We start from the raw sequence: 21823 nt of genomic DNA, 5'->3' as shown, positions 1-21823 counted from the left end.
CGTATATCAAGGAGCCGGGCATGAAGATCGCGAAGTGGGGCAACAGCCTGGCCGTGCGGCTGCCGGCGGCGGTGGTAGAGGCGATGGGCCTGCGCGAGGGCGACGAGATCGCCATCGAGGCCGTCGGCGAACGCCAGTTGCAGCTCGCCAAGGTGCCGACCACCGACGACCTGCTGGCCCGCCTGCGCCACTACCGCGGCTGCCTGCCCGAGGGCTTCAAGTTCGACCGCCTGGAAGCCAATGCCCGGGATTGAGGTGCGTGACGCGGGCCCGGTCTACACGGTGCCGCGGGCCTTCGTCGACACGAATGTGCTGATCTACACGCTGGACGCCGACCCCCAGCGCAGCCTGCGGGCGGAGCGGCTGCTGGCGCAGCGGCCGTTCACCAGCGTGCAGGCGCTCAACGAGGTGGTGAACGTGCTGCGCCGCCGGCAGGCGCTGGACTGGGCCGCCATTGCCGACGTGGCGGCCCAACTGGCCTCGCTGTGCGAGGTGGTGGGCCAGACGCTGGCCACGCACCGGCAGGCGCTGCTGCTGATGTCGCGGTACCCGCTGTCGTGGTGGGATGCGCTGATGCTCGCCGCCGCCGTCGAGAGCGGGGCGGAAACCTTCTTCAGCGAAGACCTGCAGGACGGCCTGCTGGTGCAGGGGCGCCTGCGCGTCCGCAACCCCTTCACCGCATGACCGCCCTGCGCCTGCGCCCGACGATGCTGTCCGACCTCGACTGGGTCGTCTCGGTCGAGCGCGACGGCGCGAACCTGCCCTTCATCACGCCCTGGGAGCGGCCGCAGCACGAGGGCGCGATCCGCTTCCCCGATTCGCGGCACTTCATCCTCGAAGCAGGTGACGAGCTGCATCGCATCGGCTTCGCCATCCTGCAGGGCTGCCGCAACCCGCACGGCTCGGTCGAGCTGAAGCGCCTGGTGCTGCAGGCCAAGGGCCGCGGCCTCGGCCGCGCGGCGGTGCGGCAGTTGAAGGCGCTGGTCTTCACGCAACTGAAGGCGCACCGCTTCTGGCTGGACGTGAAGTCGCTGAACACCCGCGCCCTCGCGCTCTACCAGAGCGAGGGCTTCGTCGAGGAAGGCCGGCTGCGCGAAAGCGTGCGCAGCGCCGAGGGCTACGACTCGCTGGTCGTCATGTCCCTGCTCGACCGCGAATACCTGGCGCGCACCGCGCTCGGCCAGGAAGAACCCAGGAATCCATGAACCAGACCCCCATCGACTTCACCGCCGCCGCCGACGCGGACGACAACGCGCTGGCGCTGGCCGCCTACGCCCAGCAGGCCTATCTCGAATACGCGCTCAGCGTCGTCAAGGGCCGCGCGCTGCCGAGCTATGCCGACGGCCAGAAGCCCGTGCAGCGCCGCATCCTCTATTCCATGCACCGGCTGGGCCTGGGCTGGAGCGGCAACTCCGGCGCCAAGCCGGTCAAGGGCGCCAAGGTCGTCGGCGACGTGCTCGGCAGCTTCCACCCGCATGGCGACCAATCCGTCTACGACGCCCTGGTGCGCATGGCGCAGGACTTCTCGCTGCGCTATCCGCTGATCGACGGCCACGGCAACTTCGGCAGCCGCGACGGCGACGGCGCCGCCGCGATGCGCTACACCGAAGCGCGCCTCGCCCCGATAGCCCGGCTGGTGCTCGACGAGATCGACGAGGGCACGGTGGACTTCCGCCCCAACTACGACGGCACGACGCAGGAACCCGTCGAGCTGCCGGCGCGCCTGCCCTTCGCGCTGCTGAACGGCGCCAGCGGCATCGCCGTCGGCCTGGCCACCGAGATCCCCAGCCACAACCTGCGCGAGGTCGCCGCCGCCGCCGTCGCGCTGCTGAAGGACGACAAGCTCAGCGACGACGTGCTGTTCGACCTGCTCCCCGGCCCGGACTTCCCCGGCGGCGGCCAGCTCATCAGCGCGCCGGAGGACATCCGCGCCGCCTACACGACGGGCCGCGGCAGCCTCAAGGTGCGCGCGCGCTGGAAGATCGAAGACCTCGCGCGCGGCCAGTGGCAGCTCGTCGTCACCGAGCTGCCGCACGGCACCAGCGCGCAGAAGGTGCTCGAAGAGATCGAGGAGCTGTCCAACCCCAAGGTCAAGGCCGGCAAGAAGACGCTGACGGCCGAGCAGCTGCAGCTCAAGGCCAGCGTGCTGGCCGTGCTGGACAGCGTGCGCGACGAGTCCAGCAAGGACGCCGCCGTGCGCATCGTCTTCGAGCCCAAGAGCCGCACGGTCGAGCAGCAGGACCTGGTCACCACGCTGCTGGCCCACACCAGCCTGGAGGGCAGCGCGCCGGTCAACCTGACCATGATCGGCGCCGATGGCCGGCCGACGCAGAAGAGCCTGCGCGAGGTGCTGGCGGAGTGGATCGCCTTCCGCCAGACGACCGTGCGCCGCCGCACCGAGCACCGCCTCGCCCACGTCAACGACCGCATCCACGTGCTCGAAGGCCGGCAGCTCGTGCTGCTGAACATCGACGAGGTGATCCGCATCATCCGCGAGTCCGACGAGCCCAAGGCCGCGCTGATCGAACGCTTCAGGCTCTCCGACCGCCAGGCCGAGGACATCTTGGAGATCCGCCTGCGCCAGCTCGCGCGGCTGGAGGCCATCAAGATCGAGCAGGAACTCGCCAAGCTGCGCGACGAGCGCGCGAAGCTGGAGGACATCCTGGGCAGCAACGCCGCGCTGCGCCGCACCGTCATCAAGGAGATCGAGGTCGACGCCAGGCAATACGGCGACGACCGCCGCACGCTGATCCAGGCCGAGAAGCGCGTCGTCGCCGAGGTGAAGATCGTCGATGAGCCCGTCACCGTCATCGTCAGCCAGAAGGGCTGGGTGCGCGCGCTGAAGGGCCACGAGGTCGATGTCGCGGCGCAAACCTTCAAGGCCGGCGACGCGCTGTGGGGCGCGTTCCCGTGCCGCAGCGTCGATCCGCTGGTCGTCGTCGGCAGCAACGGCCGGGTGTACTCGGTGCCGGTCGCCACGCTGCCAGGCGGCCGCGGCGACGGCCAGCCCATCACGACCATGATCGAGCTGGAAGCCGGCACCCAGGTCGCCCACTACGTCGCCGGCGCCCCCGGCCGGCGCCTGGTGCTCGCCGGAACGGGCGGTTACGGCCTGATCGCCCAGCTCGGCGACCTGGTCGGCCGCCAGAAGGCCGGCAAGTCCTTCCTGGCGCTGGACGACGGCGAGGCGCCGCTGCTGGCCGTCGTGCCCGATGACGCCGTCGCGCTGCAGCTCGGCGTGCTGAGCGCGCAAGGTCGGCTGCTGTGCTTCCCGCTCGACGAACTCAAACACCAGCCCAAGGGCGGCCGCGGCCTGGCGCTGATGGACCTGGACGCCAAGGACGGCCTGCTGTCGCTCGCCTGCTTCACGACGCAGCTGCGTGTCCACGGCAGCGGCCGGGGCGGCAAACCGCGCGACGAACTGCTGAAGAACCAGTCCCTGCTGGCCCACGCGGCCCGGCGGGCCCGCAAGGGCAAGGCCGTGGACGGGCTCCAGAAAGTGGCACGGCTGACCCGCGAATGAGCCAGCCTGGTGCGCCGATCACCAGCATGGGTTACTAAACGATTTCATTACAAACCGCTACATGTAAGTGACGAACTGCCCCTAGGTTAGGGGGGGTGCTCGGAACTTCAAAAGTGTTCGCTGCACTGCACAATACAGCCTCGTTTTCCCCCACTTTGTTCAGGAGTTTGAACATGCAATTCAAGTCAACCGTTCTGGCCGCCGCCCTGGCACTCGCCGCTGCTGGCAGCCACGCCGACGTCATCAATCTGGGCGACGTGCCGCCGACGGCCACCTTTGCCGGCACCGTCGCGGGTGTCTTCACCAACACCTATCAGTTCACCCTGACCGGCGACTACGCCGTGTCGGCCGGCGCGCTGAACTTCTCGGTGTTCGCCCCCTACGGCCTGATCTCCGGCTTCAGCGCTTCGCTGAACGGCCAGTCGCTGCTGGGCAACTCCTCCAGCACCAACGTCGCTCCTGGCGTGACCTTCACCAGCCAAAGCCTGGCCGGCCTGATGAACCTGAGCGCTGGCACCTACACGCTGACGGTTTCCGGTGACGCCGGTGCCGGCGCCACCTTCACCGGCTACGTCCAAGCCGTGCCGGTGCCGGAACCCGAAACCTACGCCATGCTGGCTGCCGGCCTGGGTGTCATCGGTTTCGTCGCTTCGCGCCGCCGCCGCGACATCTGATCGTTGCCTAGACGCCGGGGCCATCCTCACGGGTGCTCCTGCGTGAGGTGAACCTCCAAAAGCCCTGACGCTCGGCGTCAGGGCTTTTTTCATGTCGTTGGCCAGCGGCCAGACGCTGACGGCGCGTCAGGGCGCCTTGCGGTGATCGGGAGCGCGCTGCCGTGGGGCTGTGTCATCCACTGCTGACCGTCGCCGGAGGCCGGCCGACGGGCCGCGCCGGCTCAGCCCGTGGCCTGCTGCCGCGCGACGATGCGCTTGCGCGCCGCGTGGATGTTGTTGCGCAGCGCGTACAGCTCGTCCGCATAGGACAGCGGCACCGCGATGCGGTTGACGCGCCCGTCCAGCTCGTCCAGCTTCTTCAGCAGCTCGGCCGGCGGCTCGGGGCCTTCGGCGCGCTCTTCGAGGTCGCGCAGCAGCGCATACCAGCGGAACACGCGCCGCCGCACGCGCCACTGGTAGAGCGGCGGCACCACGCGCGACAGCGGCAGCAGCAGCACCAGCAGGCCGCCGATGACCAGGCCCATGCGTTGCACCAGGTTGGCCAGCCAGAACGGCAGCCAGCGCCGGTAGACGGGCGGCGTGCCGTTGATGGCCTGGTCGCCCTCGGCGCTGACGGGCAGTTCGCTGGTGCGGGTGTTGGGGAAGTCGCGCGCGCGGTTGAACCAGCCCACGTCGCCGTGCAGCTTCACGGCCGCCTCGGCGAACAACTGGCGCAGCGACGGGTGCAGCTCGCCGCGCGCGAGCAGCGCGGTGGTCAGCGCCACCATCTGCACGTCCTGTGCGGGCAGGTCGGCCGCGAGGTCGGCCACGCCGCGCGGCAGCGTCACGCTGGACAGGAAGCCGAAGCGGCGGCTGTAGGCGTCGGCCTGCGCCAGGTCCACCAGCGCGATGCCCGGCGCGCGCAGCAGCCGGCGCACGAAGCGCGACTGCGGCGCCTGCGCCAGCACGATGGCGTCCACCCGGCCGGCCAGCAGGGCCTCGCTGGCCTGCTCGGGCGGCAGGTACTGCAGCTGCGCGGGCTCCAGCTTGTTGGCCTTGAAGAGCCGCGCCATCAGCAGCGGCACGCCGCTGCCCGGCGTGTCCACGTTCAGGCGCAGCGCCGCCAGCGGCGGCAGCGCGGTGACGGGCGCGCGCTGCAGGGCGGGCGTCTGGCGGTAGAACAGCCACAGCGGCTCGTAGAACAGCGAGCCCAGCGACAGCAGCGTGTCGTCGTCGCTGTCGAACTCGCCGGTGCCGCCGCGCACGAAGCCCACGTCCGCGCGGCCGTCGCGCAGCGCCTGCAGGTTCTCGGCCGAGCCGGCCGTGGCGATCTGCTCGACCGTGATGCCCCGAGCCTGCAACTGCTCGGCATAGCGCTTGCCGAACAGCGCATAGGTCGAGCCCTCCGGCCCCGTGGCCAGCCGCACGCTGCGGGGCGGCTGCGGGTCGATCCACCAATAGGCCGCCGCCAGCAGCGCGCCGACCAGCAGCAGCACCGGTCCGATGGACACCAGCCCGTCGCGCAGCGACTGCGCGAACACCGACAAGCGTTGGAAGTGCGCCATCAATCGAGGCCGGGGAAGCGGCGGTTCGGGAACACCATGCTCTGCGAGGCGCGCAGCACGGCGCCGTCCTTGAAGTGGACGTTGAAGCGCATGCCGTAGTCCGAACCGTCGGGCGCGATGGTCCAGTCCCAGACCTCCTCGCCGCTGAGGCGGTAGAACACGCGGCTGCGCTCGGCGCCGAGCAGGCGGCTGACCTGCTCGGGCGTCATGCCGGGCACGACGCGCGCGCGGCCGGCCGGCGCCAGCGTGTCCTCGACGCCGCGCAGCCGGCCGTCGGCCGCGAGCCGCACCATCCAGCAGTGCTGGCCCAGGGGCTGGCTCGAATACTCCAGCGTGCGCCCGCCGTCGGCCTCGGGCCAGACGCGCTTGGGCGCGCCGTACAGCGCCACCACGTCCGCCTCGGTGCTGGCGCCGGGCCGCAGCCGCGCGTCGCGGCCGGGCGTCGCGCAGCCGGCGAGCAGCGCGAGGCAGGCGAGGGCGGCGCGGCGGCGCATGGCGTCAACCCCTGGCCAGCGCCTGCGCGCAGTCGGCCACCAGCGCCGGGCCCTTGTAGATGAGGCCGGTGTAGACCTGCACGAGGTCGGCGCCGGCCGCGAGCTTGGCGCGCGCGTCGGCGCCGCTCATCACGCCGCCGACGCCGATGATGGGATAGCCCGCCGGCAGCGCCGCGCGCAGCAGGCGGATCACGCGGTTGCTGGCCTCGAACACCGGCGCGCCGGACAGCCCGCCGGCCTCGTCCGCATGCGCGAGGCCCTGCACCTGCTCGCGGGCGATGGTGGTGTTGGTGGCGATGACGCCGTCGATGCCGTTGGCCGTCAGCGTGCGGGCGATGACGGCGACCTGGTCTTGCTCCAGGTCCGGCGCGATCTTCACGAACATCGGCACGCGGCGGCCGTTTTGCGCGTCGAGCTGCTGCTTGCGCCGCTGCAGCGCGCCGAGCAGCGCGTCCAGCGCTTCGTCGCCCTGCAGCGCGCGCAGGTTCTTGGTGTTGGGGCTGGAGATGTTGACGGTCACGTAGTCGGCATGCGGGTGCACGCCCTCCAGGCCGGCCAGGTAGTCGTCCGCCGCGCGCTCGATGGGCGTGGCGGCGTTCTTGCCGATGTTCAGGCCCAGGATGCCGCCGGCCGCCCGGAAGCTGTGCGCGCGCTTCACGTTGGCGACGAAGCTCGCCAGCCCCTCGTTGTTGAAGCCCAGCCGGTTGATCAGCGCGTTGGCCGCGGGCAGGCGGAACATGCGCGGCCTGTCGTTGCCGGGCTGGCCCTGGGGCGTGACCGTGCCGACCTCGATGAAGCCGAAGCCCATCGCGCCCAGGCCGTCGATGCAGCGGCCGTTCTTGTCCAGCCCGGCGGCCAGGCCGACGCGGTTGGGGAAGCGCAGGCCGGCGACGTTCACCGGGTCGCTGATGCGGCTGCCGCTCCACAGGCACTGGGCGGGCGTGTTCTGCAGCCGCGCGATGGCGTTCAGCGTCAGCTCGTGGGCGTGCTCGGCGTCCAGGCCGAACAGCAAGGGGCGGGCGAGGGCGTAGGGGATCAGGGGCATGGCGGCATTGTCTCTTCACGGTCCCAGGGCGGCAGCTCGCCCAGCTTCTCCAGCATGAAGTCGATCAGCGCGCGCACCTTGGGCGCCGGGTGGCGCGGTGCGCGGCCCGGCAGGTAGACGGCGTAGAGCGTGTCCGCGTCCGCCAGCCCGCCGACCGGCTGCCAGCCGGGCAGCACGGCGCGCAGCCGGCCGGCGCGCAGGTCGGCGCCGATGGCGTAGGTCGGCAGCACGGCCAGGCCCAGGCCGGCCAGCGCGGCGACGCGCAGCGACTCGCTGCTGTTGGCCGTCAGCCCGCTCTCGAAGCGCAGCGTGCCGCGCGTCTCCACGTCGGCCTCGCCCAACTCGGCGTGCCGGAAGCGCCAGCGGGCCGCCGCCGCCGCGTCCGGCCTGGTGAATTCCATCGGCGCCTTCAGCCTGATGTTCGTGATGATCCGGCGCGGCCAGGCGGGCCGGGTGGCGGGCCTGTTCTTCCTGGTGCCGGGGGTGTCGGCGCTGCTGGGCTTCGTGCTGCTCGGCGAGCGGCTGGCGCCGCTGGCGCTGGCGGGCTTCGGCCTGTCCGCTTGGCGGTCTGCCTGGCGGCCGCCAAGCGGTGAGAATGCCGGGCTTGCCTGGAACCCCGCGATGAAACCCCTGGACGACCCCCGCCACGACCACGAAGCCGGCTCCCGCGACGAGACCCGCGACACCACCCGCACCGACGACACCCGCATCGGCGCCGTGCGCGCGCTGATCAGCCCCGCGCTGCTGCTGGAGGAACTGCCCATCCCCGACGCGACGCTGGAGCTGGTGGAGCGCGCGCGCCAGCAGATCGGCGACGTGCTGCACGGCCGCGACGACCGGCTGCTGGTCATCGTCGGCCCCTGCTCCATCCACGACCACGACCAGGCGATGGACTACGCCCGGCTGCTCAAGGTGGCCCGCGACGAGCTGCAGCGCGAGCTGCTGATCGTCATGCGCGTCTACTTCGAGAAGCCGCGCACCACGGTGGGCTGGAAGGGCTACATCAACGACCCGCGGCTGGACGGCAGCTTCCACATGAACGAGGGCCTGCGCCTGGCGCGCCAGCTGCTGCTGGACGTGAACGGCCTGGGCCTGCCGGCCGGCACCGAGTTCCTGGACCTGCTGTCGCCGCAGTACATCTCCGACCTGATCGCCTGGGGCGCGATCGGCGCGCGCACCACCGAGAGCCAGAGCCACCGCCAGCTCGCGTCGGGCCTGAGCTGCCCGGTCGGCTTCAAGAACGGCACCGACGGCGGCATCAAGGTCGCCAGCGACGCCGTGCTGGCCGCGAGCTCGTCGCACGCCTTCATGGGCATGACCAAGATGGGCACGGCCGCGATCTTCGAGACCCGCGGCAACCAGGACTGTCACGTCATCCTGCGCGGTGGCAAGGCGCCCAACTACGACGCCGCCTCCGTCGCCGCCGCCTGCGCGGCGCTGCGGGCCTCGGGCCTGCGCGAGCAGGTCATGATCGACTTCTCGCACGCCAACTCCAGCAAGCAGTACGAGCGCCAGGTGGACGTGGGCCGCGACGTGGCCGCGCAGATCGCCGGCGGCGACGCGCGCATCACCGGCGTCATGATCGAGAGCCATCTGCAGCCCGGCCGCCAGGACCTCGCCGAGGGCCAGACCCGTGCCGACCTCAAGCCCGGCGTGTCCATCACCGACGCCTGCCTGGGCTGGTCGCAGACCGAGCCGCTGCTGCGCGAGCTGGCCGCCGCCGTGCGCAGCCGCCGCGGCTGACGCGGCCGCCGGCCACCACCCGCCACACACGCCCCCGCCGCCCGGCGGCGCATCCGGGCCGACCCTGCCCGTCCGCCGGACGCGACGTTCGCGGCCGCCCCCGGGGCAGGCCGCATTGACAGCCCCGCCGCCTCGGTCCTATGGTCGCGTTCGCCATTGAAAGCGCTTTCAGAAAGCGCTTTCAATGTGTGCGGACGGGCGGCCGGCGGCAGTGTGCCGTCGCCTCGTTCGGGATCCATCCCATCAGAACCAGGAGACGACATGTTGAATCTGAAGACCCAGGCGGCCTTGGCCGCGCTCTGCCTGGCCGGCGCCGCCGGCGCGGCCACCGCCAACGGCCTGGCCAACGGCGGCTTCGAGACGCCCGGCGGCGACCTGGCCGCCGGCTGGCGCACCGCGCCCACGGGCAACCCGGTGGTGCTGTCCGGCGACGCCCACACGGGCGCGCACGCGGCGCTGCTGAGCGTGCCCGGCGGCTTCGGCGCGTCCACGCTGTTCCAGGACTCCTTCGCCCACGGCGGCCTGGCGCCGCTGACGGCCGCCAACGTCGGCGACACGCCGGTGCTGAGCTTCTGGGCCAAGGGCGACGTCAGCCCCACCGGCAACATCATGTTCGCGCTGAGCTACATGGGCGCCGGCGGCAGCCTGTGGAGCAGCGGCAACCAGTTCTTCCAGGGCCAGCTGGACGCCGGCGCCTGGACGCAGATCAGCTTCCAGGGCGCCGCCATCCCGGCCGGCACCACCTCGGTGTTCCTGGAGATCAACACCGCCGTCGGGCCGCTGCTGGATGGCCGCGCCAACGCCGTCGTCATCGACGACGTGCAGTTCGCGCTGGCCGCCGCCCCCGTGCCGGAGCCCGGCAGCTTCGCGCTGCTGGCGGCCGGCCTGGCCGCCGTCGGCGCCTGCGCCCGCGGCCGTCGCCGCCACGCCTGAGCCCCCCGAGGAGACAAGCCATGCAGATCCCTTCCCTGTCCCAGACCGCCGCCGCGTTGTTGCTCTGCGGCCTGGCCGCGCAGGCCGGCGCCACCGGCACCGTCGTCATCGACACCTACGGCCCCGGCGACGCGACCGACGGCTGGCCCTCCCAGCTGATGCCGGGCCAGGACCTGGCCATCGCCTTCGACATCGCCAGCGCCGCCACCATCGAGTCCATCCTCACGTCCATCGACGGCGTGGGCGGCATCACCGTCGGCATCCTGGCCCGCATCGGCAGCGTGCCCACGGCCGGCGCCTGGCTCTACAGCACCCACCTGAGCGACCCCTGGGCCAACACGCCGCTGGCGCCCGCCGGCTGGACGCTGGCCGCCGGCAGCTACTGGCTGCTGACGCAGGCCGACGCCGGCTTCGCCGGCCAGTGGCAGAGCGGCACCGACACGCCCGGCGCCGCCTGGGCCTTCTCGTCGTCCGGCGCCTGGCAGGCGGTGGACACCGGCTTCATCGGCGCGCCGGCCACGCGCATCACGGTCACCAGCGCCGTGCCCGAGCCGTCCACCTGGGGCCTGATGGCGCTGGGCGCCCTCGTCGTGGCCGGCGCCCGCGTGCGCCGCCAGCAACAACCGCAAGGATGAATGCCATGAACCGTCAATCCCTGCTGCGCGCCGCCGCCCTCGGCGCCGCGCTGCTGGCCGGCGCCGCCGCGCACGCCAGCGTCACCAGCCCCGTCATCGGCCGGCTGCTGTGGTCCGAGGAGTTCAACGGCGCCGGCCTCGACGGCGCGCTCTGGTCCAGCTACGACGGCAACGGCTGCCAGATCGGCCTGTGCGGCTACGGCAACCAGGAGCTGGAGACCTACCGCCCCGGCAACCTCGGCATCGCCAACGTGCCCTTCGAACCCGGCACGCGGGCGCTGGCGATCACGGCCCGGCGCGAGGTCGTCGGCAGCAACCAGTTCACGTCCGGCAAGATCGACTCGGCCGGCAAGGTGCAGGTCAAGTACGGGATGATCGAAATCCGCGCGGCCACGCCGTCGGTCGGCGTGGGCCTGTGGCCGGCGCTGTGGATGCTGGGCACCAGCCCGCAGGCCTGGCCGCGCAAGGGCGAGATCGACATCATGGAGCAGGGCGGCCGCCAGCCGGCCGGCCTGCCGCCGATCTCGCCGGACCAGTTCGTTGGCGCCAACGTCATCACGTTCAACGAAGCGGCCTGCGTACCCGGCAACGAGAGCTGCGCCGCGTCCACCGCCTGGCAGACCAAGAACTGGGCCACGCCCTCGCGCTCGCTGGCCAACCGCTTCGTGCTGTACCGCCTGTACTGGACCGACACGCAGATGCGCTTCACGCTGGTCGACAACGGCCGCGAGCTGGACATGTACAAGGCGCCCATCTCCACGGTCGGCTCGCCCGCGCTGCAGCAGCCGTTCTACCTGCTGATGAACATGGCCGTCGGCGGCACGTTCACCCCCGCCGCCACGCCCGCGCAGGTCACCGTGCTGCTGCCCGCGACCATGTACGTGGACTATGTGCGCGTCTACGAGCTGGACGGCCTGGGCGAGGTCAAGCTCGGCGTGGGCATCACGCCCGAGGCCGGCAGCTTCGGCGTGTTCACCGACGAGACGCCGGTCGACAACGGCCAGGCGCTCGGCGCGTCCGCGGATTTCTTCATCTGGAACACCGGCGCGATGAGCGGCGGCAGCCTGCCGCCGTTCGAAGGGGCCAACGTGCTGGCGCTGAACTACTTCGCGCCGGGCCAGTGGTTCGGTGGCGCCATCCAGTCGCGCCAGGCGCACGACATGAGCGGCTTCCGCGGCGGCCACATCAAGCTCAAGATCAAGGCGCCCGCCGACCTCGCGTTCAAGATCGGCATCCTCGACAACTACACCAACCACGGCTGGGTCACCTTCCCCGCCAACACCACCGCCTACGGCCTGGTGCGCAACGGCGAATGGGGCACGGCGACCATCCCCGTGGCCGAGATCGCCGGGCCGCTGGTCGCGCTGCAGTCGATGAACTCGCTGTTCGAGTTCCTCAGCGTCGACGGCGCCAACCCCGCCGCGCCGTTCCAGATGGCCTTCGACGACATCGTCTGGGAGTCGGGCACGGCCGGCACGCCGCGGCTGGCCGTCGCCGCCCGGGCCGCCGCCGGCAGCGGCGCGTCCGGCGCCACGCAGACCGGCGCGACGACGCTGGAGTTCGCCGCCACGGCCAGCGGCTGGGTGGATGTGCACTACAGCGTCAACGGCGGCGACACGCAGCGGGTGCGCATGCGCCAGGACGGCACGGCCAGCCGCTACACGGCCGGCGGCCTGAAGCGGGGCGACGTCGTCGAGTACCGCTTCACGGCCTGGGACGCCCGGCGCCGGGTGGCGGACGACTCGGCGGCCAGGACCCTCGTCATCCGGTAGCCGGCGGCGCGCGGATCCGGCGGCTGCTCCTGCCGCCCGATCCGCGAAAATCGGCCGCCATGAACCAAGACCAGCTCAAACAACTCGTCGGCCGCGCCGCGCTCGACCACGTGGTGCCCGGCGAGATCCTCGGCGTCGGCACCGGCTCCACGGTGGACTGCTTCATCGACGCGCTGGCGGCCAGCGGCATCGCCATCCCCGGCGCCGTGTCCAGCTCCGAGCGCTCCACGCAGCGGCTGAAGCAGCACGGCATCCCCGTGCTGGACGCGGGCGAGGTGCGGCGCCTGGCCGTCTACATCGACGGCGCCGACGAGATCGACGGCCGCGGCTTCATGGTCAAGGGCGGCGGCGCGGCGCTGACGCGCGAGAAGATCGTCGCCGACCTGGCCGAGCGGTTCGTCTGCATCGCCGACGCCTCCAAGCTCGTCACGACGCTGGGCGCCTTCCCGCTGCCGGTGGAGATCATCCCGATGGCCGCCGCGCAGCTCACGCGCCGCTTCGCCGCGCTGGGCGGCACGGCCCGACTGCGGGCCGGCGTCGTCACCGACAACGGCGGCCAGCTGCTCGACGTGACCGGCCTGGCCATCGCCGACCCGCTGGCCTTCGAGGCCGAAGTGAACCAGTGGCCCGGCGTCGTCACGGTCGGCGTGTTCGCGCGCCACAAGGCGCAGGTCTGCCTGCTGGGCGGCGCGGACGGCGTGCGGACCCTGCGCTTCTAGGCGCCGCCGCCCGGGCGCCGCGCCCGCCGCAGCGCGAAGCGCAGCGGGTCCACCGCGTCCAGCAGCCCCGCCTCCAGCGGCCGGGGCGCGCCCAGCGCCAGCGCGGCCACCAGCCGGCCGGCGAGCGCGGCCCAGGTGATGCCGCGCGACGCGAACCCGGTGCAGACGGCCAACCCCGCCAGGCGCGGCTGCAGCCGCAGCTGGCCGGCGGGCTCGCCGGGCGCGGCCAGCCCGCCGATCAGCGGCAACCGGTCGGGCGCGACCAGCCGGAACGCGACGCGGCCGGCCAGCGGTGCCGGCGGCAGCGGGCCGCCCCACCCGGCCAGCCGGGCGTAGCGCGCGAGGTTGTGCGCCTGGTCGGCCTCGCGCAGCGCGGTGTCCGGGTCGCCGTCCTGCGCGGTCGCGCCGCACCACACGCCGCCCCGGCCGTCGGCGATGGCGTAGCCCTCGCCCGCGACGGGCAGGGCCGGGCACCAGGGCGCGTCCGCGAGGTGGGTGAGCTGGCCGCGCTGGACGGCCAGCTCCGCGGCCAGCGGCACGTCCAGGCCCGCCAGCAGCGGCAGCGCCGCGTGCCCGCCGGCCAGCACGACCAGCGGCGCCTGCGCGATGACGGCGCCGCCGCCGTCCAGCAGCTGCCAGCCGTCCGCCCCACGGCGCAGCGCGGCGACGGCGGTGTGCGGCCGTAGCGTGGCGCCGCTGGCGGCCAGCATCGCGCGTACATAGGCGGGCGGGTCCAGCGCGCCGCCGCCCGGGTAGTGCCAGGCAGGGCAGGGCAGCGCGGTGCCGGCGCGCCGGGCGGCCTCGGCGGCCGGCAACGGCGCCACGTAGCCGGCCGCGCCGGCCATGGCGTCCGGCGGCATCCGGGTTTCGAGCCGCAGCAGGCCGTGCTGGTGCGGCAGGCCCAGCTCGCGCAGCAGCGCTTGCGTGGCCAGCGCGGCCGCGCGGTTGAAGCGCGCATGCGGGCCGTCGTCGGGGTTCACGGTGCCGTGGAACAGGCCGGCCGGGTTGCCGGAGCTGGCCTGGGCCGGGCCGGGCAGCGCCTCGACGACGGTGCAGGCCACGCCCTCGCGCGCCAGCGCCAGCGCGCAGGCGGCGCCCGCGAGCCCGGCGCCGACGATGACGGCGTGCCGCGCGTCCGGCGCCAGCGGCGCGCGGCCCGGCGGGGGCGGCGGCAGGTGGCGCGGCGCGAAGCGGGCGGCCGTCATCTCCGGCTTGTTGGCGAAGCCCGGTGCCAGCCGCACGTCGAAGCCGGCCGCCGCCAGCACGCGGCGCATCGGCCGGTTGATGCTCCAGGTCGCCGCCGTCGTGCCGGGCACGGCGTGGCGGGCCAGGCTTTTCAGCAGCCACTCGTCCCACAGGTCCGGGTTGCGCAGCGGCGCGAAGCCGTCCAGGTAGAGCGCGTCCGCCGGCAGCACCAACTGCCGCGCCAGCTCGCGGGCGTCGCCCAGGCCCAGCAGCAGCGTGACGCGGCCGCCGTCGAAGTCCAGCGCGTGCAGCCCGGCGGTCAGCGGCGGCCAGCGCTCGACGAGCCGGGCGGCCAGGTCGGGCAGCGGGCTGGCCGCGTGCGCGCGGGCCAGGTCCTCGCGGCGCAGCGGATGCTTTTCGACGCTGACGAACACCAGCCGCTCGCAGCGCGCCGGATCCTGCCGCCAGGCGTCCCAGGTGGCCAGGAAGTTGTTGCCCAGGCCGAAGCCCGTCTCCAGCACGACGAAGCGGCGCCGCCCCTGCCAGCGCCCGGGCAGGCCGCTGCCGGCGATGAACACGTGCCGGGCCTGCGCCAGCGCGCCGGCGCGCGCGTGGTAGACGTCGCCGAAGGCCGGCGCGGACGGCGCGGCGGGGTCGGAGAAATCGACCTCGGCGGGCGTGACGGCGGGGGATTTCATGCTCAGCGGGCCACGCGCAGCAGGCGCCGCGCGAGCAGCCCGCGCAGATCGCGGCGCACGTCGCAGACGATGTGGACGTAGACGATGCCAGCGGCCGGCTCGTAGATGAGCCGGTTCTTGCCCGAGACGATCTGGCGGTAGCGGTCGCTGCCGAGGTCGGCGAGTTCGTCGGGCACGGCGCCCGAGAGCGGGAAGGCCTTGAGCGTGTCGGACGAGGTGCGCAGCCGGGCCAGTGTGTCCTGCCAGGCCAGCGGGCCGAATTTGCCGACGACGTAGCGGCGGATGTCGCGCAGGTCCTGCTCCGCGCCGGGCAGGAAGACCAGCCTCACGCGCTGTCGTCCCGTTCCAGGTCGGCGAACACCGCGTCGGCGTCGCGGAAGCGGCCCGCGTCGATGTCCTGCTGGCCCAGGGCCAGCAGCTTCAGCAGGGCGAGGGTTTCCTGCTGGCTCTCGTAGGCATGCACGTCCATGACGATCAGCCGCGCCTCGCCGTTCTGGGTGATGAGCAGGGGCTCGCCGGAGTCGGCGATGTCGTTGGCGATGCTGGCCGCGTGGCTCTTCAGGTAGCTGATGGGTTTGACTTGGGCGGAGAGCATGGCGGTGCGGGTGGAATTGATTCTGGACTGAATATAGTCCAAATACGGTCCGGAAATTGAATCATCCAGCGCCGGAGGCCAGCCAGGCGACCCATCCGCCGCCCAGCAACAGCGGCAGCCCCAGTGCCGGGATCACGAAGCGCGCGAAGCGCCAGCCGCCCGCCGCGACGGCCGTGAGCGCGCGCGTGCCGCTGTTGCAGGCGAAGGCCAGCAGCAGGCCGAACAGGGCCTGGTGGATGCCGATGCTGCCGGCCGCCTGCAGGCCGGCCAGCGACGCGATCGGGGCATGCACGTCGGCGAAGGCGGCCAGCGCGACGGCGCCGTAGAGGCCGCCGTCGCCGAAGTGCGCGCGCGCCCAGCTCACCGCCACGGCCACCGCGCTCAGGATCAGCGCCAGCAGCAGCGCCTCGCGCAGCCGCAGCGGGCCGCGCCGGTCGCTGGCGCCGGCCGCCGCGGCGCCCGCCTGTTCGGTGCGCCGGGAGCGCCGCGCCAGCAGCAGCCCGAGGCTGCCGCACAGCGCCACGCCGAGCAGGCTGATCGGCAGCAGCGCCAGCGCCGCGTCGGGCGCCATCGCGAACAGCATGGCCTGGGCCAACAGCCAGGTCGCGCAGGTGGACAGCACGGCGCCCGCCGCGCAGGCGAGCGCGATGCCGGGCTCGCGGCGGGCGCGCGCGCCCAGGGCCGCGATGGTGGCCGTGCTGGACACCAGCCCCGACAGCAGGCCCGACAGCGCCAGCCCCGCCTGCGGGCCGGCGGCCCGCAGCGCGACGTGGCCCACGGCCTGCAGCGCCAGCAGCAACAGCATCAGCCCCAGCAGCGAATTCGCCTTCATGCCGGCCAGCCAGGGCAGCGGCTGCTGCGGCATCAGCGGCAGCACCACCAGCGCCAGCGCGCCGAGCAGCAGGCCGTCGTGCAGCTCCTCCTCGCGCAGCACCTGGGTGGCGAAGCGGTGCAGCCGCGTGCGCGCGGCCAGCAGCGCGGTCACGACGACGGCGGCCGGCGAGCCCAGCAGCGGCGCGGTGACGCACAGCGCGCCGATCAGGTAGGTCACCAGCAGCGAGATCTCGGTCGTCAGGCCGGGGTCGCGGCTGCGCACATAGGCCAGCGCGACCAGCGCCGTGACCGCCAGCGCGCCCACCGGCACCAGCCCCGGCAGGTCCAGCGCCTGGGCCAGCGCGCCGCCCAGCGCGGCCAGCGTGAAGGTGCGCAGGCCGGCCGGCTCGCGGTGCGGGCCGCGCTGCTTGTGGCGCTCGCGCTCCAGCCCGATCAGCAGCCCGCTGCCGAGCGCGGCGGCCAGGCCGAAGAGCAGCTCGCCCGGGACGCCGAAGGCCTGGTCCGGCAGGGCCATCACCAGCCGACCGTCTCGCCGTGCTGCGGCACGCGCACCGGCCAGCCGAGTTCGTCCTGGATGCGCACGCGCAGCGCATCGGCGGCGGCGGGCTCGCCGTGGACGACGTAGACCTGCTCCGGCGGGCGCGGCAGCGCGCGCAGCCACTGCAGCAGGCCGTGGGCGTCGGCATGGCCGGAGAAGCCGTCGAGGTGGCTGATCTCGGCGTTGACCGGCACCCAGCGGCCGCGGATCTTGACCTCGCGCTCGCCCGCCACCATGCGCGCGCCGCGCGTGCCGCCGGCCTGGAAGCCGGGGAAGGCGATGTGGTGCTGCGGCTGCGGCGCCAGCGTCTCCAGGTAGTTCAGCACGCGGCCGCCGGTGGCCATGCCGCTGGCCGAGATGACCACGGCGGGCCGGGCGCGCGGCGCGGCCAGGCTGGCGGCGAGCTTGAGGCTCTGCGCCTGCTTGGTGACGTAGCGCACGCGGTCGGTCAGGCCGCGGGCCTCGCTGGCGGAGATGCGCAGCAGCCGGGCGTGCTTGAGGGTCAGCTCGGTGGCCTGCTCGGCCATCGGGCTGTCCAGCCAGATCGGCACCTCCAGCGGCAGCTCGCCGGCACGGCGCAGCCGCTGCAGCACCAGCAGCAGCGACTGCGCGCGGCCGACGGCGAAGCTGGGCAGCAGCACCGAGCCGCCGCGCTTGAACGTGGTGCGCAGGATCTGCGCGAGCCGGGCTTGCGCGTCCTCGGGCGGGTGCAGGCGGTTGCCGTAGGTGGACTCGACCAGCACCACGTCGGCCGCCGGCGGCACCTGCGGCGTGGGCATCAGCAGGTCGCCGGCGCGGCCCAGGTCGCCGGAGAACAGCAGCGAGCGGCCGCCGTGGCGCACGTGGATGGACGCGGCGCCCAGCAGGTGGCCGGACGGCGTGAAGCGCACTTCGGTACCGCCCAGCGTGAGGCGGCCGTCGCGCGGCAGCGCGGCGAACTGCCCGAGCGTGGCCTCGGCCTCGCGCACGCCGTACAGCGGCAGGGCCTTGTCGTGGCGGCTGGAGCCGTCCCGGTTGGCGCGGCGGGCGTCTTCCTCCTGCAGGTGGGCGCTGTCGCGCAGCAGCACCTCGCACAAGTCGCGCGTGGCCGCGGTCGCGTAGATCGGGCCCTTGAAGCCCTGGCGGCGCAGCGCGGGCAGGTAGCCGCAGTGGTCCAGGTGGGCGTGGGACAGCAGCACGGCGTCGAGCTGCGTGGCGGGCGCGCCGAGCGCCATCCAGTTGCGTTCGCGCAGCGCCTTGTAGCCCTGGAACAGGCCGGCATCCAGCAGCAGGCGCTGCTCGCCGAGCGTCAGCAGGTGGCGCGAGCCGGTGACGGTGTCGGCGGCGCCGAGGAAGGTGAGCTTCATGCGGTTTCCAGGGAAGGCGAGGCGGCCGATTCCAGCATCTTCACGGCCGGGTGTGCTTGAGCCAGCGCAAGCGGGCGCGTGCCGGCCGCGAGGCGGTGGGTTCAGGCATCGCCGGCCTGCGCGTCGGCCTCGGCCAGCAGCGTTTCGCAGCAGGCCGCCAGCAGCGCCTGCAGCCGGGCGGGCCGCTGGGCCGGCTCGCCGTGGAAGGCGGCGACCCAGTCCTGCGCGTCCGCCGCGGCCCGCACGCGGGCCGGGTCCAGCGCCAGGCCGCGCTGCAACTGCCATTCGCCCAGCAGCTCGGCGGCGCGCCGCGGCGCGGCCTCGGCGAGCGCGGCATCGGCACTGGCGCTGCGCTGCTCGCGGCGCCGGGCGGTCCATTCCGTCAGGCCCGCGCCGGCCATGCCGCCCACCACGGCGCCGACCAGCGCACCGGCCCCGAGCGACAGGCCGCCGCTGGCCAGGTCCGCGCCCAGGCCGGTGGCCGCGCCGCTGAGCGCACCGCCGAGCACGGTGTTGCGCGCCTTGTGGGGCAGGGCGGGGCCGGCCGGCACGGCGGGCAGCGGCTCGCCCAGCGGCGCCAGCGCGCGCGCCATGGCCTGCTGGGCCAGTGCCTCGTGCTCGCGCAGCGGTGCCTCCCAGGCGCGCAGCAGGCGCTGCCAGGCCGGCTGCAGCGCGGCGGGCCAGCGCGCGCCGAGCGCGCGCAGCTGGCGCCGCTCGGCCGGCCAGCCCGCGGGCAGCGGGGCGGCGGCCGTCAGGCTGGCGTCGAAGGCCGGGGCCGGCGCGCCGGCCAGCCGGCGCCAGGCCCGCTCGGGCCAGGACGCGGGCGGCGCGCCGGGGGCGGCGTCCCCGACCGTGACCCACAGCCGGTCGCCTTCGGGGCTGTCGAGGCGCTCGCCCGGCTCGCCCAGCAGCCGGCCGGCCCACAGCCGCTGCGGGTCCAGCACCAGCAGGCGCAGGTCGCAGGCGCTGCCGCTGCGGGTCGCCAGCGGCAGCGCGCGCGCCAGGCGCCGGCCGCGCAGGCCGGCGGCGAGCGCGAGCAGCAGCCGCGGCAGCGCGACCAGGGCGACGGTGGCGGCCAGCAGGTGCAGCCAGTCGGCCGCCCGGGCGGTGGCTGGCTGCAGCGCGCCGTGGCGCAGCGGCGTGACGTCGGGCACCGCGCGGCCGGTGAGCCAGGACGCGGGCGCCAGCAGCGTGTCGGCGAAGCGCTGCACGGACGCGGCGTCCAGGTAGGTGCTTTCCCAGCCGATCAGGAATTCATGGCTGACGGCGCGCAGGTAGAGCCCGGCGACCAGGCCCAGGCTCAGGCCGAGCAGGCCGGCGTGCCACAGCAGCGCGGCGCGCGCGCCCTGCAGCGGCGCGCTCAGCCGCCACCAGTGCGCCAGCGCGGCTGCGGCGCGCCCGCGCACCCGGCGCGCCAGCAGCCAGCGCCACAGCGCCGGGCTGCGGTCGCCGCCGCGCGGGCCGAGGCCCTGCCAGGCCGCCCAGGCCGCGAGCAGCCCGTAGCCCAGCAGCTGCAGCGCCAGCACCCCCCACAGCGGCAGCGCCAGCAGGTTGAGCTGGCGGCCGCCCAGCCGGTCCATCGCCAGACCGAGGGCCAGGCCCAGCAGGCCGGCGGCCACCGGCCAGGCGCCCGACCACAGGCGCCGTTCGAGCAGCGCCGCGAGCCGCTCGTCGCGCTCGCCCAGGCGCCGCGCGGCATGGCGGGCGCGCGCCAGGCGGAAGTCGGCCGGCGCCTCGGCGCGCGCCTGCTGCGTGGCCCAGCGCGCGTCGTCGGTGGACCACAGCGCCTCCAGCCCGCTGGACTCGGCCCAGTCGAGCAGCGCCACGCGCCGCGCGTCGGGCTCGGCGGCGGCGAAGGGGCGGGCGTGCGGGGCGTCTTGCATGCGCGAGCGAGTCTAGGGGTGTGCCGCCCAGAAAAAACGGCCTGCCCCGCGAGGGACAGGCCGCGAGGCGCGGGCGGGTGCGTGCTCAGCGCTTGGGCTGGGTCAGGCGCGGGCCGTTGTTGTGGCGGGGCGTGCCGCCGTCGCGGCCGGGCTGGCCCTGCGGCTTGGGCGCGGTGCGGGCGCCGCCGTGGCCGGTGTGGGCCTGGGGCTTGCCGCCGCCACCCCCGCCGCCGGCGCGGCCGCCTTCACGCGGGCCGCCACGGCCACCGCCGCCGCCACCGCCACCGCCACCGCCACCACCGGGCCGGCCGCCGCGGCCGGCGTGCTGCGGCGGGTTGGGGTTGCGGCCCCGGCTGCCGTTCGGGTTGAGCACGGTGCGGCCCAGCACGATGGGCTCGGCGCGCTCGTTCGGGTCGGGCGCGAAGCCGGGCACGATCTCCTTCGGGATCTCGCGCTTGATCAGCTTCTCGATGTCGCGCAGGAAGCCGTTCTCGTCCACGCAGACCAGGCTGACCGCCTCGCCCTGCGCGCCGGCCCGGCCGGTGCGGCCGATGCGGTGGACGTAGTCCTCCGGCACGTTGGGCAGCTCGAAGTTGACGACGTGGGGCAGTTGGTCGATGTCGATGCCGCGGGCGGCGATGTCGGTGGCGACCAGGCAGGTCAGCTCGCCGGACTTGAAGTCCGCCAGCGCCTTGGTGCGCGCGCCCTGGCTCTTGTTGCCGTGGATGGCCATCGCGCTGATGCCGTTGTCGTTCAGGTAGTCGGTCAGCCGGTTGGCGCCGTGCTTCATGCGCGTGAACACCAGCACCTGGTGCCAGTCGCCGCCCTTGATCAGGTGGACCAGCAGCTCCTTCTTGCGCTCGCGGCCCACCGGGTGGACCTTCTGCGCGATCTGGTCGTTGGTCTGGTTGCGGCGGGCCACCTCGATGAGGGCCGGCTGGTTCAGCAGCCGGTCGGCCAGGGCCTTGATGTCGTCGCTGAAGGTGGCGCTGAACAGCAGCGACTGCTTCTGCGCCGGCAGCAGCGCCAGCACCTTCTTGATGTCGTGGATGAAGCCCATGTCCAGCATGCGGTCGGCTTCGTCCAGCACCAGGATCTCGACCTTGGAGAGGTCCAGGTTGCCCAGGCCCGCGTGGTCCAGCAGGCGGCCGGGCGTGGCGACGAGGATGTCCACGCCGTCACGCAACTTGTTGACCTGCGGCTGCATGCCGACGCCGCCGAACATGACCATGCTCTTGAGCTGCGGCAGGTATTTGCCGTAGGTCTGCACGCTTTCCTCGACCTGCGCGGCCAGCTCGCGGGTGGGCGTCAGCACCAGCGCGCGGATGGCCGGTCGGCCGCGCTTGTCCAGCGTGCGCTGGCCGGCCTGCAGCCGGTGCAGCATCGGCAGCGTGAAGCCGGCGGTCTTGCCGGTGCCGGTCTGGGCGCCGGCCATCAGGTCGCCGCCCTTCAGCACGGCGGGAATGGCCTGGGCCTGGATGGGGGTGGGGGTGGTGTAGCCGGCGTCGGCGATGGCCTTGAGCAGCGGCGCTGCCAGGCCCAGGGTGTCGAAACTCATCGAATCCTAGAAAAGGGGAGGGCACGCCGAGAAAATCACCGGGGCTCGCCGTGCCGCCGGGGAGGCGGGCACCAGTCTTCGGGCGAGCCAGGCCGCGTGCGGGG

General features: G+C 73.8%; 21 protein-coding genes. 10 read left to right on the top strand and 11 right to left on the bottom strand.

What is annotated here, in order from left to right; genetic code table 11:
* Positions 1 to 20 precede the first annotated feature (20 nt).
* The 5 genes from QM788_RS16985 (at position 21) to QM788_RS16965 (ending at position 4197) form a co-directional block, all read left to right on the top strand.
* Positions 21 to 254 carry an AbrB/MazE/SpoVT family DNA-binding domain-containing protein gene (locus QM788_RS16985; RefSeq protein ID WP_415662635.1) on the top strand — a complete coding sequence of 78 codons (234 nt, stop codon included), beginning with the start codon at positions 21 to 23 and terminating at the stop codon, positions 252 to 254.
* Positions 241 to 684, top strand: coding sequence for a PIN domain-containing protein (locus tag QM788_RS16980; protein WP_415662634.1), 444 nt, complete (start codon positions 241 to 243; stop codon positions 682 to 684). Before QM788_RS16985 ends, QM788_RS16980 begins: the two co-directional genes overlap by 14 nt.
* Entirely contained in the window at positions 681 to 1205 is a 525-nt protein-coding gene (locus QM788_RS16975) for a GNAT family N-acetyltransferase (protein WP_415662633.1), read from the top strand. Before QM788_RS16980 ends, QM788_RS16975 begins: the two co-directional genes overlap by 4 nt.
* Positions 1202 to 3523: a DNA topoisomerase IV subunit A gene (gene parC, locus QM788_RS16970; protein ID WP_415662632.1), complete on the top strand. Its 2322-nt coding sequence runs from the start codon at positions 1202 to 1204 to the stop codon at positions 3521 to 3523. Before QM788_RS16975 ends, parC begins: the two co-directional genes overlap by 4 nt.
* Positions 3524 to 3696: 173 nt before the next feature.
* Positions 3697 to 4197: an FxDxF family PEP-CTERM protein gene (locus QM788_RS16965; RefSeq protein ID WP_415662631.1), complete on the top strand. Its 501-nt coding sequence runs from the start codon at positions 3697 to 3699 to the stop codon at positions 4195 to 4197.
* Between the two features lie 221 nt (positions 4198 to 4418).
* Here QM788_RS16965 and QM788_RS16960 read toward each other — a convergent pair whose 3' ends face one another.
* Genes QM788_RS16960 through QM788_RS16945 form a run of 4 tightly spaced genes read right to left on the bottom strand, consistent with a single transcriptional unit; the run spans position 4419 to position 7681 of the window.
* On the bottom strand, positions 4419 to 5741 hold the full coding sequence (locus QM788_RS16960; protein WP_415662630.1) for a TAXI family TRAP transporter solute-binding subunit: 1323 nt from the start codon (positions 5739 to 5741) through the stop codon (positions 4419 to 4421).
* Entirely contained in the window at positions 5741 to 6235 is a 495-nt protein-coding gene (locus QM788_RS16955; RefSeq protein ID WP_415662629.1) for an outer membrane protein assembly factor BamE, read from the bottom strand. Before QM788_RS16955 ends, QM788_RS16960 begins: the two co-directional genes overlap by 1 nt.
* Before the next feature lie 4 nt (positions 6236 to 6239).
* Complete coding sequence (locus tag QM788_RS16950) at positions 6240 to 7280, bottom strand: quinone-dependent dihydroorotate dehydrogenase (RefSeq protein WP_415662628.1); 1041 nt, start codon at positions 7278 to 7280, stop codon at positions 6240 to 6242.
* Positions 7271 to 7681 carry a LysR substrate-binding domain-containing protein gene (locus QM788_RS16945; protein WP_415662627.1) on the bottom strand — a complete coding sequence of 137 codons (411 nt, stop codon included), beginning with the start codon at positions 7679 to 7681 and terminating at the stop codon, positions 7271 to 7273. The genes QM788_RS16950 and QM788_RS16945 overlap by 10 nt, the downstream gene beginning before the upstream one ends.
* Between QM788_RS16945 and QM788_RS16940 the strand changes: the two genes are divergently transcribed.
* The 5 genes from QM788_RS16940 (at position 7671) to rpiA (ending at position 13082) form a co-directional block, all read left to right on the top strand.
* The gene (locus tag QM788_RS16940; RefSeq protein ID WP_415662626.1) at positions 7671 to 9023 is read left to right on the top strand and encodes a 3-deoxy-7-phosphoheptulonate synthase; all 1353 of its coding nucleotides are present in this window, start codon (positions 7671 to 7673) and stop codon (positions 9021 to 9023) included. The two genes, QM788_RS16945 and QM788_RS16940, sit on opposite strands and share 11 nt — an antisense overlap.
* 261 nt (positions 9024 to 9284) lie before the next feature.
* Complete coding sequence (locus QM788_RS16935; RefSeq protein ID WP_415662625.1) at positions 9285 to 9956, top strand: PEP-CTERM sorting domain-containing protein; 672 nt, start codon at positions 9285 to 9287, stop codon at positions 9954 to 9956.
* 20 nt (positions 9957 to 9976) lie between these two features.
* Entirely contained in the window at positions 9977 to 10591 is a 615-nt protein-coding gene (locus tag QM788_RS16930) for a PEP-CTERM sorting domain-containing protein (protein WP_415662624.1), read from the top strand.
* Between the two features lie 5 nt (positions 10592 to 10596).
* A complete protein-coding gene (locus QM788_RS16925; protein ID WP_415662623.1) occupies positions 10597 to 12363 on the top strand; it encodes a glycoside hydrolase family 16 protein in 1767 nt (588 codons plus the stop codon).
* 59 nt (positions 12364 to 12422) lie between these two features.
* Positions 12423 to 13082, top strand: a complete 660-nt coding sequence (gene rpiA, locus QM788_RS16920) for a ribose-5-phosphate isomerase RpiA (protein ID WP_415662622.1) — start codon at positions 12423 to 12425, stop codon at positions 13080 to 13082.
* On the opposite strand, the gene mnmC is transcribed toward rpiA, so the two are convergent.
* The 7 genes from mnmC to QM788_RS16885 form a co-directional block, all read right to left on the bottom strand.
* Positions 13079 to 14965, bottom strand: coding sequence for an FAD-dependent 5-carboxymethylaminomethyl-2-thiouridine(34) oxidoreductase MnmC (gene mnmC / locus QM788_RS16915; protein ID WP_415662621.1), 1887 nt, complete (start codon positions 14963 to 14965; stop codon positions 13079 to 13081). The two genes, rpiA and mnmC, sit on opposite strands and share 4 nt — an antisense overlap.
* 2 nt (positions 14966 to 14967) lie before the next feature.
* Positions 14968 to 15294, bottom strand: coding sequence for a type II toxin-antitoxin system RelE/ParE family toxin (locus QM788_RS16910; protein WP_415662620.1), 327 nt, complete (start codon positions 15292 to 15294; stop codon positions 14968 to 14970).
* Complete coding sequence (locus QM788_RS16905; RefSeq protein ID WP_415662619.1) at positions 15291 to 15560, bottom strand: type II toxin-antitoxin system Phd/YefM family antitoxin; 270 nt, start codon at positions 15558 to 15560, stop codon at positions 15291 to 15293. The genes QM788_RS16910 and QM788_RS16905 overlap by 4 nt, the downstream gene beginning before the upstream one ends.
* A 61-nt stretch (positions 15561 to 15621) precedes the next feature.
* Positions 15622 to 16908, bottom strand: coding sequence for an MgtC/SapB family protein (locus tag QM788_RS16900; protein ID WP_415662618.1), 1287 nt, complete (start codon positions 16906 to 16908; stop codon positions 15622 to 15624).
* Positions 16908 to 18278 carry an MBL fold metallo-hydrolase RNA specificity domain-containing protein gene (locus tag QM788_RS16895; RefSeq protein WP_415662617.1) on the bottom strand — a complete coding sequence of 457 codons (1371 nt, stop codon included), beginning with the start codon at positions 18276 to 18278 and terminating at the stop codon, positions 16908 to 16910. Before QM788_RS16895 ends, QM788_RS16900 begins: the two co-directional genes overlap by 1 nt.
* Positions 18279 to 18379: 101 nt before the next feature.
* Complete coding sequence (locus tag QM788_RS16890) at positions 18380 to 20161, bottom strand: DUF3482 domain-containing protein (protein ID WP_415662616.1); 1782 nt, start codon at positions 20159 to 20161, stop codon at positions 18380 to 18382.
* An 85-nt stretch (positions 20162 to 20246) separates the two neighbouring features.
* Positions 20247 to 21719 carry a DEAD/DEAH box helicase gene (locus tag QM788_RS16885; RefSeq protein WP_415662615.1) on the bottom strand — a complete coding sequence of 491 codons (1473 nt, stop codon included), beginning with the start codon at positions 21717 to 21719 and terminating at the stop codon, positions 20247 to 20249.
* Between the last annotated feature and the right edge of the window lie 104 nt (positions 21720 to 21823).

It is taken from the genome of Roseateles sp. (assembly GCF_047654785.1).
Lineage (GTDB): Bacteria > Pseudomonadota > Gammaproteobacteria > Burkholderiales > Burkholderiaceae_C > Pelomonas.
The sequence above is the reverse complement of the archived record's forward strand: the minus strand, read 5'-3'. Positions and strand labels throughout refer to the sequence as shown.